Here is a 12,241-nt window from a genome sequence, read left to right as displayed (position 1 = left end):
CGAAGGCCAGCGACGCTATGTCGAGACCTTCTCGCCCTACGCGCGGCAGTTCCTCGACCGCATGGACAAGCCGCAGGTCGATCGCATCGAGCACAGTCCGCCCGCCATAGCGATCGACCAGGTCAATCCGGTGCGCACCTCGCGCTCCACCGTCGGCACGATGACCGAACTCAACGATCATCTGAAGCTGCTGTACGCGCGCGCCGCCGAGCTGTTCGACCGCAAGACGGCCCAGCCCGTGCGGCACGACTCACCGGAGACGATCTACGGCGATTTGGCGGCGCGCACGGCGGCGGACGATCCGCGCCTCGTGGTGACGTTTCCGGTCGAACTGCCCGAATCCGCCACCGAAGAAGAGGTCGCGCAATGGCTCTCCGCGAGCGGCTACACGCGCGTGCAGGCGCAGAGGGAGGTGCCGTCGCCCACTGGCCCGCGCAAGCTGCTCGACGTCGTGGCCGACCGCTTCCGCCTGAGCGCGGTCGAAAAGGGCCGTGCCGTCGAAGCCATTGAAGCGTCCTTGAAGCGCGGCGGCGGCCGTGTGAATGTCTATGTGCTGCCGCAGGCGTCGGAAGAGTCCGCCGAAGCCGAGCCGCAAATCTGGCGCTTCTCCACCGGCTTGCACAACCCGGACAGCGACCTGCGCTACGCCGATCCACAGCCTGCGCTGTTTTCGTTTAACTCTGCCTATGGCGCGTGCGAAACCTGTCGCGGCTTTGGCCGCGTGATCGGCGTCGATTTGGGCCTTGTGATTCCCGACGAGCGCAAGACCTTGCGCGGCGGCGCGATCAAACCCATGCAAACGCCCGCCTGGAAGGAGTGTCAGGACGATCTGATGCGTTATGCGGCCAAGGCCGGCATCCCGCGTGATACGGCCTGGTCGGCGTTGACCCAGCCGCAGCGCGATTGGGTCATCAACGGCTCGCCTGACTGGAACGGCAAGTGGCAGACCCACTGGTACGGCGTGAAGCGCTTTTTTGAATACCTCGAATCGAAAGCGTACAAGATGCACATTCGCGTGCTGCTGTCGAAGTACCGCAGCTACACGCCATGCGAGGTGTGCGGCGGCGCGCGTCTGAAGACCGAATCGCTGTTGTGGCGTCTCGGCACGAAGCTCAACGCGGACGCCGTACTGGAACCGGTGCAGCGCTTTCTGCCACGCGGCGTGGACTGGAACCGCGCGCAACTCGAAGCACTGCCTGGTCTAACGGTGCACGACCTGATGCTGCTGCCGATCGAGCGCATCCGGCGCTTCTTCGACAACCTCAACCTCCCGAGCGCGCTGCTCGACGACGCCCTGAAGCTGCTGCTCGCCGAGGTGCGCACGCGGCTGAAGTATCTGTGCGATGTCGGGCTCGGCTATCTGACGCTGGACCGCCAGAGCCGCACGCTGTCGGGCGGCGAGGTGCAGCGTATCAACCTCACGACGGCGCTGGGCACGTCGCTTACCAAAACGCTGTTCGTGCTCGACGAGCCGAGCATCGGGCTGCATCCGCGCGATCTGAACCGCATCGTGGAAGCGATGCACCGTTTGCGCGATGCGGGCAACACGCTGGTGGTGGTCGAACACGACCCGTCAGTGATGCTCGCGGCAGACCGTCTGATCGACATGGGCCCCGGCCCGGGTGAGCGCGGCGGCACGATCATTTTCGACGGCGTCCCAGAAGACATCCGCTCGTCGGGCACGCTAACGGGCGAGTATCTCGGCGGACGCCGCCATGTGGCGGACGTCTCGCACTGGTCGAGCCGGCCGGTGACGAAGGACACGCCACGCATCGTGCTCGAAGGTGCTAGCCAACACAATCTGCAGGACGCGACCGTCGAAATCCCGTTGCAGCGCCTCGTGTGCGTCACCGGCGTTTCGGGATCCGGCAAATCGACACTGATCCAGGACGTGCTGTATCCGGCGCTGGCGCGCCACTTCGGCGTCGCGACGGAATCGCCCGGTGCGTTCCGGCGTCTGGTCGGCGCCGATCAGGTGAACGAGGTCGTGTTCGTCGACCAGTCGCCGATCGGCAAGACGGCCCGCTCGAACCCAGCGAGTTACGTCGGCGCGTTCGACGAGATCCGCAAGCTGTTCGCCAAGGTACCGCTCGCACAACAGCGCGGCTACGGTCCGGGCATGTTCAGCTTCAACTCGGGCGACGGCCGCTGCCCGACTTGCGGCGGTTCGGGCTTCGAGCACATCGAGATGCAGTTCCTGAGCGATGTCTATCTGCGTTGTCCGGATTGCGATGGCCGCCGCTATCGCGCCGAACTGCTCGAGGTGAAGATCGAGCGCGGCACACCGGCGCGTGCGTTGAGTATCGCCGACGTGCTGGAGCTGACCGTCAGCGAGGCAACCGCGTACTTCGCCGAGGATGCGGAAGTGCTGCGCGTGCTGAAGCCGATTGTCGATGTGGGCCTCGAATACGTGAAACTGGGTCAGCCGGTGCCCACTTTGTCCGGCGGCGAAGCGCAGCGGCTCAAGCTGGCGGGGTTCCTTGCGGAAGCCGCTCAAGCGAAGACCGCCCGCAGCGCGAAGCAGGCAACCGCGGTGCGGCTCTTCATGTTCGACGAGCCAACCACGGGCCTGCATTTCGACGACATCGCCAAGCTGATGCAGGCGTTCGGCAAACTGCTGGCGGGCGGCCATTCTTTGATCGTGATCGAGCACAACCTCGACGTGATCCGCGCCGCCGACTGGCTGATCGACCTCGGGCCGGAAGGCGGCGACGCTGGCGGCCGGGTGCTGTGCGCGGGCACACCCGAACAGGTCAAGACATGCGCCGAGTCGTACACCGGCCAGGCGCTGCTTCAGTACGACGCGGCCATGAACGCCGCCGCAGATCCCGCCGTGCAAGGCATGCCGTTGCAGAAGGCGTTGACGGCGGCGCGTGCGCGTCGTGCCGTGGAAGGCGAGGACGTGGTGCGCATCGTCAATGCGCGCGAGCACAACCTGAAATCGCTTGACGTCGATATCCCGCATGGCAAGTTCAACGTGATCACGGGCGTGTCCGGTTCAGGCAAGTCGACGCTTGCGTTCGACATCCTGTTCCACGAGGGGCAGCGCCGCTACCTCGAATCGCTCAACGCCTATGCCCGTTCGATCGTGCAGCCGGCAGGGCGTCCCGAAGTCGACGCGGTGTATGGCATTCCGCCGACCGTGGCGATCGAGCAGCGGCTCTCGCGCGGCGGCCGCAAGAGTACCGTGGCCACGACCTCGGAAGTCTGGCATTTCTTGCGGTTGCTGTACGTCAAACTGGGACTGCAACATTGCATTCACGACGGCACGCCGGTCACCGCGCAAAGCGTCGAGTCGATCGCAGCGCAGTTGCTGCGCGACCACAAGGGCCAGCACGTCGGCTTCCTCGCGCCGCTGGTGGTGAACCGCAAGGGTATCTATACCGACCTCGCCAAATGGGCGAAAGCACGCGGCAATTCCCACCTGCGAGTGGACGGCGAGTTCTTGCCGGTCGACCCGTGGCCCAAGCTCGACCGTTTCCGCGAGCACACGATCGAGTTGCCGGTGGCCGACATCGTCGTGTCCGCCGACAACGAAGCAGAATTGCGCCGTCTGCTCTGCGAAACGCTCGAAATCGGCAAGGGCGTGATGCATTTGCTCGCGCCGCTCGACGGCCTGCAGAATGCGCTTAAGAGCGGCCGTGCCACCGCGAGGCTCGGGACGGTGAAAGTGTTGTCCACCAAACGTGCCTGTCCGGTGTGCGGCACGAGCTATCCGGAACTGGACCCGCGGATGTTTTCGTACAACAGCAAGCATGGCTGGTGTACGACCTGCGTCGGCACAGGCCTCGCGCTCACACGCGAGCAGCGCGCGGCCTACGACGATACGGTCGTCGCCGAAGACGGCCGCGGGCGCGAGCAGAGCTTGCCCTCCGAAGAGCAGGAACCGGAAGGCGTGGTCGACGAACCGTGCCCGGATTGCCACGGCACGCGCCTGAATCCGACCGCCCGCGCGGTCACCTTCGAGTCCCAGGCGATCGTCGATGTTGCGCAATGGGCGGTGAGCGACACGCGTCGTTGGGTAGACTCGCTGGACCTGAAGGGTCGCGACGCGGACATTGCCCGCGACGTCGTAAGTGAGATCGGCAGCCGCCTGCAGTTCCTCGAGGAGGTGGGGCTTGGCTATCTGAGCCTGGACCGCGCGGCACCGAGCCTGTCGGGCGGCGAGGCGCAACGCATCCGGCTGGCGGCGCAACTGGGCAGCAATCTGCAAGGGGTCTGCTACGTACTCGACGAGCCGACCATCTGCCTCCATCCGCGCGACAACCAGATTCTGCTGAACGCGCTGCGCAAGCTCGGCGAGAAGGGCAATACGCTGGTCGTCGTGGAGCATGACGAAGACACCATCCGGCGTGCCGACCACATCATCGATATCGGGCCGGGCGCGGGCAAGCGCGGCGGCACGCTGGTCGCGCAGGGCAGCGTAGCTGATCTGTCGGCGCAATCCGACTCGTTGACAGGGCAATTCCTCGCGAACCCGATCGTGCATCCGTTGCAGCCGCGCCGCACGGTGAAGCCGAAGATCAAAAGCGCGGCGGCGGTGCCGGAGCAGTGGCTGACCGTACACGGCGGCAAGCTGCACAACCTGCGCAACGTGACCGTGGGGCTGCCGCTGGCGCGCCTCGTGGCGGTGACAGGGGTGAGCGGCTCGGGCAAGTCGACGCTTGCGCGCGATGTGCTCATGGCGAACCTGCTCGATGCGGTGGGGCGCTCCGTGCTGTCGTCACCGGCTACCCGCCGTGCCCGCAAGGCGGCGCAAGACGAACCGGCGGCTAACCGGCGCTCAAGCGTGCTGGCCCGCAGCGCACCGCGGGCGCAACTGAACGTCACGCATGCGTGGCAGGGCTGCGATGCGGTCACCGGGTGGGAGAGCATCGACCGGGTGCTCGAAGTTGATCAGACGCCGATCGGCAAAACGCCACGTTCCTGTCCGGCTACTTATATAGGCGTATGGGATGCCATCCGCAAACTGTTTGCCGGCACGCTGGAGGCGCGCGCTCGTGGCTACACGGCCTCGCGCTTCTCGTTCAATACCGGAGATGGCCGCTGCCCGGCGTGCGAAGGCCAGGGCGTGCGCACCATCGGCATGAGCTTCCTGCCGGACGTGAAGGTGCCGTGCGACGTCTGTCACGGCCAGCGCTTCAACCCGGAGACGCTGGCGGTCACGTGGCGGGGCAAGAACATCGGCGACGTGCTGACCATGGAGATCGACGAGGCCGTCGAATTCTTCGCGCCCATCACGAACATCGCGCATCCGTTGCAGTTGATGAAGGATGTCGGCCTCGGCTATCTGACACTAGGTCAGCCATCGCCGACGCTCTCGGGCGGCGAAGCGCAGCGCATCAAACTCGTCACCGAGTTGAGCAAGGTGCGTGACGACATCACGCGGCGCGGTCAGAAGGCGCCGCACACGCTCTATGTGCTGGACGAGCCGACGGTTGGCCTGCATATGGCGGATGTGGCTCGGCTGATTCGCGTGCTGCACCGGCTGGTGGACGGCGGTCATAGCGTGGTGGTCATCGAGCATGATCTCGACGTGATTGCCGAAGCCGACTGGATCATCGACCTGGGGCCGGAGGGCGGAGTCGGCGGCGGCTCGATTGTCGCGGCGACGGATCCGGAAGGGCTGGTTAAGGTTCGCGAAAGCCATACCGGCGCGGCGCTGCGTCCGGTGCTGGAGCGTGGAGTCAACCAACGGGCGGCGCTACCGGTCGAGGCCGGAGATGGCACTCACGGTTGACCCAAGCCGTGGCTGAGTCAGGCAATCATGTTGGCGGTCTCAAAAAGCCCCCACGATTGAGATCCAGGGGAGGCCTTTGTCGCGTATTTGCGACGAGGGTTTTCCCTGCTTGCGGCAGGCGTCACTATTAATCCTAAAAGAGCGTCTGCTGCCCGTTTTGGCCCGGAGTTCACCCTGTAATTGGAAGAAATACTCTAAACACTATCTGTTCCCATCAAAAAAAGTTTGACGGACGATTTTGTCTTGATATCGTCACTCTCCATCAGGCGCGCCAACGCGCTTGCGCCTGCCGGCCAGATTTCCGCCGGTCTCGCGCATAAGGTTTTCTATTCCAATTCAACGATTCCAGGCCGGGAAGGGAATGCGCTCGCACTTTAGTTGTGCATTCAACCATCTCAGGACACTGGATGAATTCGATCCTCGCCCAGGTGACCGGTTTCATCCGGTTATCGCCCAGGGCGATCACTAACCCAATTTTTCGACTGACTTTGCGCCCGACATCGCCCACTCGATGTAACTTAATTTGCTTAGATCAAACAAATTTTGACTACTGGATTCTGTCTTGCTATGGTTCCGCCACTCGATAAGAAGGCCGCAGCCGCACTCGCGATGGGCAGCAAGATTCGCGCGTTGCGACAACGGCTTAAACGCACGTTAGATGAAACGGCAAAAGCGGCTGGCATCTCGAAGCCGTTCCTGTCGCAAGTGGAACGAGGGCAGGCTACGCCGTCGCTCACGTCGCTAGTCGGCATTGCGCAGGCACTGGGTGTCACGGTGCAGTATTTCGTGGAAACGCCGACCGAAGCGAAGTCGGTGTGCCGCGGAGATGAACTGAAATTTTTTGGGTTTGCCGATTCGGCGAACCTGTTCGGCAGGCTGACGAACCTGTCGGTCGACCGGAAGCTGGAAGCGATTCTGGTGAAGATGCCAGCGGGCCAGCAACCGTCGGAAGTGACGACGCACGCAGGAGAAGAGTTTTTGTATGTGATGAGCGGACAGATCGCTCTGACGCTGGAAGGTACGACGTTCGTGCTGCAGGCCGGTGACACCGCGCACTACGAGTCAACGGTCCCGCACGCATGGGCTAACACCGCGGGCGAAGAGACGGTGCTCGTCTGGGTAGGCACACCAAGATTGTTTTAGTAGCGGTCATTGCGTTTGCGATGGGGCGGTCTGAATACATCCCTAAGCACTCCTACAGGTTAACCCGTAACGTAAATTTGCAGTATCAATCGATTGGCGACGGCTCGGTCATAAGCTGATGTTCGCCGAATGATTGAAATAAAAATGAAAGTAAATACAACTAAATTGTAATGTTTTTGTAGTTAGAAATTAATAAGTCGAAGTGCCCTGTCTATCTCGCTGCAATGGATTGGAAATCGGTCGTGTTTTTGAAGTTGTACGACCGCAGGGCAACTTTGACGGCGCGCGGCGAACGTCGCCGCAAACGAGTAGAGAGGTTCAAAAGACCTCTCTTCGCACAAACAGGTGTGTGGCCTTACTGACGAGTGAGAAGGGGAAAAATGAAACAACGGGCATTGGCGTTGGCCATCAGACGAATAATCTGGGCCGAACTGGCACTGACGACCGCAATCGCCGTTCCGGCGTTTGCGCAAAGTCAGCCGGCTACCACGGAGACGCCGGCACCAGCCGCAGCGGCCCCGGGCAAAGCAGCGGCGGCCGCTCCGACGGCAGCATCGGGCGCGACAGCGACGAGTAGCAACAAGAACGTCAAGCAGTTGCAGACGTTCCAGGTGACGGGCTCGCTGATCCGCCAGTCGGACAAAGTGGGCTTCCAGCAGGTACAGGTCGTTACCGCGAAGCAGATCCAGGATTCTGGTGCGAAGGACGTGTCCGATTACATGCGCGACATCTCCGCCAACTCGGCCAACAGCTGGAGCGAATCGACCTCGGACAGCTTTGCTGCCGGCGGTTCGGGTATCGCACTGCGCGGCCTTAGCGAAAAGTACACGCTTGTGCTCGTCGACGGTCAGCGTGTTGCACCGTACGCGTTCGCTGTCAACGGCACGGACCAGTTCTTCGACCTGAACACGATTCCGCTGGACGTAGTTGACCGCATCGAAGTCGTGAAGACGGGTGCTGTGTCCCAGTACGGTTCCGATGCTATTGGTGGTGTGGTCAACATCATCACGAAGCATGACTTCCAGGGCCTGCAGCTCGACGGCAGCTACGGCGGCGCCACGCAAGGCGGCGGCGGCACGATCAAGTTCGGCGCCCTCGGCGGCTTCGGCAACCTGGCCTCCGACGGCTTCAATGTCACGGCGGCTGCCAGCTACTACAAGTCGAACGGTTATACGCTTGCCGACCGCGATACCACCCAGAACCAGGACTTCAGCAACCAGCCTTTTGGCGGCTCTGTTAAAGCTCCGTCGTATTACCTGAACTCCGCCACGGGTGTCACTACCGGGTTTGGTTGCGCGCCGGGTGCGCAAGTGCCGGTGGGCAGCAACATCATCGCGACGCAAGCCGGAGCGGGCGCAATTACGGGTGGTACCGTCTGCCAGAGGAACTCGGCTGAAGACTACTCGATCGAGCCGATGACCGAGCGTCTGAACGCCAAGGTTCACGCTGACTTCAAGATCAACGATACGACGACCGCGTATGCTGACTTGTGGGAAAGCAACAATACGACGACGGCCAACGATGGTTATGCGGGCTACGGCAATGGCCTCCAGTACAACCCGGCCACGAAGTCGGTTGTTCCGGTTTCGTTTACCGCGTTGGCGTCCAATCCGTTCAACACGACCGGCGTCTCCCAGGAAATTTTTGGCGCGTTGCCGACCACGTACAGCTCGACCACGGATGCGAACTACTGGCGCGCAGCGATGGGCGTGAAGGGCAGCTACGAGCTCGGTAAGGAAGACTGGGACTGGAATGTGGGTTACACCCATTCCATGAGTACGGTGAGCAACACCTACGGCAGCATCGTCAATCCGGTCGCGCTGACCAACGAACTTGCCAACGGCACGTTTAACTACGTGAATCCGTCGGCTACGCCGGGCGCCCTGAGCAACATTCTGACGACAGCGAACAACCTCGGTATTTCCAAGCTTGACGCCCTCGACGCAACGCTGGCGACACCGAACCTGTTCCATATCCCGACTGGTGACGTTGGCCTCGGCCTCGGCGCGCAGTTCCTGCACGAAAGCGAACTGATCGAAGAAGGCGGCGCCTACCAGAGCCCCTATACGCTGAATCCGAACACTCAGGAAGTGGCCGGTGACCGCAACGTAGCGGCCGTGTATTACCAGGTCGATGTGCCGTTGATCGACAAGATGCTGACGTTCAGCCAGTCGGGCCGTTACGACCACTACAGCGACTTCGGCGGTGCGTTCTCGCCGCGTTTCGCCCTGCGCTTCCAGCCGATCCAGCAGTTCACCGCGTACGCTTCGTATAACCGTGGCTTCCGTGCACCGGAATTCCTCGAAAATACGAACTCGTCGAGCCTTGGCATTCAGCCAATCGGTCCCAATGGCCAGGACGAGAACGTCGTCACCAAGGGCAACCCGGCTCTGCAGCCGGAACGTACGAAGAACTACAACATCGGCTTCGAACTGTCGCCGACCCGTACGACCGACATCGGTTTCGACTGGTACAAGATTGAGGTCGACAAGGCGATCGGCACGCAGACCAACCCGGCGGCCACGGTCTTCAACCCGGATGGTTCGATCTCGTACATGGTCAACGAGTACGAGAACCTGGGTTCGTTCAACACGGACGGCTTCGAAACGACGTTCGCGCAGTCGTTGCCGACCCCGATCGGTACGTTCAAGCTCACGGCTGACTGGGCCTATATTTGGCACTTCTACATGAACGGCGTGGGTGGTCTCTCCTCGCAGGTTGACGGCGCAGGTAACGACCTGACGCTTGCGCAGCCGTTCGGCGGTTCGTTCCCGCGCTGGAAGGGCAACACGGACCTGTCGTGGAATTTCCACCAGTGGAATGCCGATCTGGAATGGCAATACACGGGTCCGTACGCCGATGCGCTGGGTCTGAACTACACGACGGGTTCGTATAGCCAGTTCAACCTGAACGTAGCGTACACGGGCTTCAAGCACTGGACGATCTACGGCGGCATGAACAACATCTTCAATCGTGCGCCGCCGTACGATCCGCTGTGGGTCAATGCAACCGACCTGACCGGTTACGACCAGTCCCTGTACACGTACATGGGCCGTTACCTGCAAGTGGGTGCAACGTATAAGTTCTAACAAGTTGTAAGCCTGTTGACGATTGTCGCTCCGGCATTCTTTGTGCCGCCGGAGCGACTTTTTTTCGTAAGTAGCACACTGTGAGCTTCTCCGTACGTCGCCGTGACGGACATGTCATGCCGGACCGGCCAGCGCGAGAGGAACGCAGGGATTGCGTAAGCGATGTGGTCTTGCTGTTCAGGACCTGTCGTGCGACGCTACCCGTAACCCAAGGCGCCATGCGACGCCTTAAGTGATCCGGGCGATGGCGGTTGGCATTGCCCTGGTCGATCCGACGAACCGCGTGTCGGCCACAAGCCAGCCCGCGACCTACGCATACTGATGATGAGAATTGTGAAGTTTCGGTTGCCGCGCGCCGCATGGACGATCTCTTGCGCCCTGGCGACCCGGCAAGCTGCCACCCGCGCTGCACCGGCGCTGGTTGCTGCACTGCTTGGTGTAATGAGTCTGGCGGTCACGCCGGCCCATGCCGCCTCCGCGATCGCCCAATACGATCAGCCCAAATATCCCGCCAATTTCACGCATTTCGATTACGCGGATCCTGACGCGCCGAACACTGGCACGCTGAGTTTCGAGAATTACAACGAACTGCAGAGCTACGATTCGCTCAATCCGTTTCTGGTCCGTGGCGCGCCTGCGCCGGACATCCAGAACCTGATGTTCGACACGCTGATGCAGCGTAGCTGGGACGAACTGGCGTCCGAGTATGCGTTGATTGCGGACAATGTGGACGTGGCGCCGGACCTGACTTCCGCGACGTTTCACATCAATCCCGCCGCGCGATTTTCGAATGGCGACCCGATCACGGCCGCCGACGTCAAATATTCTTTCGATACGTTGACGAGCCCGCAGGCCTCGCCACTGTTCAACGCGCAGTTCTCGATCATCAAGCGCGCGACGGTCATCGACAAGATGACGATCCGCTTCGATTTCAAGCGAGCCGAGCGCGATGCGCCTCTGATTGTCGGCGACCTGCCGGTGTTTTCGCCGAAGTGGGGCATGACGGCCGACGGCAAACGTCCTCCGTTCGATCAGATCGCAACAACGCCGCCGATCGCAAGCGGCCCGTACCTGATCACACAGCGCAAGAACGACAAGGACATCGAATACGTCCGCAATCCGAACTATTGGGCGGCGAATCTGCCGACGCGGCGCGGCATGTTCCGCTTCGACCGCATCCGTTTCAAGCTGTATCTGGACCAGTACACGATGCTCGAGGCCTTCAAGGCCGGCGACGCAGACGTCCGAGTCGAATACAGCGCCACCCAATGGGCGCGCAAGTACGTCGGCAAGAACTTCAAGAGCGGTCTGCTCAAGCAGGTCGATGTGCCGGACGGCCCGGCGCAAATGCAAGGTTTCCTGATCAATCTGCGCCGGCCGATGTTCAAGGACGCCCGCGTACGCCACGCACTGGCGCTTGCGTTCGACTACGACTGGATGAACCGGATGATGTTCTACGGCCAGTACACGCGTCTGAACAGCTATTTCGACGCCAGCCCGTTCGGCGCGACGGGCATGCCGAGCCAGAAGGAACTCGCGTTGCTTGAACCGTTCCGCGCGGACCTGCCGCCTGAAGTGTTCGGCCCGGCAGTGAAGCAGGCCAACACGCTGGCGCCGAACTCGCTGCGCGGCAACCTCGTCGAAGCTCGCGATCTGCTCGCGCAAGCCGGCTGGCACTACCGTGACGGCGCTCTGCGTGACGCCAACGGCAATCCGATGACGATCGAGGTCATGGACGACGAGCCCGGCATGGACCGTTTGATCTTGCCGTACATGCAGGCTCTCAGTACGCTCGGGATTCAGGCACATATGCGCGAAATCGACAGCGCGCTGTATCAGAAGCGTCTCGACAACTTCGAATACGACATGACCACCTTCATCTACCCGCCGGTCACGATTCCTGGCGCGGAGCTGGAGCGCCGGTTCGGCAGCGAGGCGGCGACACAGGTGGGCTCGGAAAACTACCCGGGGATTCAGTCGAAAGCGGTTGACGCGCTGGTTCACGCGGCGCTCGCCGCGAACAACCTCGACGACCTCGAAGCGGCCACCCGCGCGCTCGACCGTGTGCTGATCAACGAGTATTACCTCGTGCCGCAGTACTACAACGCATATTCCCGCATCGGCTACAAGACGACGCTGGCGTATCCGAAGATCGTGCCGGTCACGTACCAGGCGGAAGACTGGATCATCGACTACTGGTACAAGAAACCGCAGGCGGCGCTTTCCGCGGCCACGCCGGTTTCTGCTCCATCCGCAGCAAACTGAGGTT

At 61.9% G+C, this 12,241-nt stretch carries 4 protein-coding genes; all 4 read left to right on the top strand.

Annotation, left to right across the window (positions count from 1 at the left end; all coding sequences use genetic code 11):
- Positions 1-5,740 (top strand): excinuclease ABC subunit UvrA (gene uvrA, locus M0954_RS00570; RefSeq protein WP_297351065.1); only part of this gene is annotated, 5,740 nt, incomplete at its 5' end.
- A 567-nt stretch (positions 5,741-6,307) separates the two neighbouring features.
- On the top strand, positions 6,308-6,883 hold the full coding sequence (locus M0954_RS00565) for a cupin domain-containing protein (protein WP_074265128.1): 576 nt from the start codon (positions 6,308-6,310) through the stop codon (positions 6,881-6,883).
- Positions 6,884-7,263: 380 nt separating this feature from the next.
- Complete coding sequence (locus tag M0954_RS00560) at positions 7,264-9,972, top strand: TonB-dependent receptor (protein WP_123384327.1); 2,709 nt, start codon at positions 7,264-7,266, stop codon at positions 9,970-9,972.
- Positions 9,973-10,296: 324 nt separating this feature from the next.
- Positions 10,297-12,237, top strand: a complete 1,941-nt coding sequence (locus M0954_RS00555; RefSeq protein ID WP_122155636.1) for an extracellular solute-binding protein — start codon at positions 10,297-10,299, stop codon at positions 12,235-12,237.
- Positions 12,238-12,241: the final 4 nt, after the last annotated feature.

The organism is Paraburkholderia sp., assembly GCF_026225065.1.
Classification (GTDB): domain Bacteria; phylum Pseudomonadota; class Gammaproteobacteria; order Burkholderiales; family Burkholderiaceae; genus Paraburkholderia.
The sequence above is the reverse complement of the archived record's forward strand: the minus strand, read 5'-3'. Positions and strand labels throughout refer to the sequence as shown.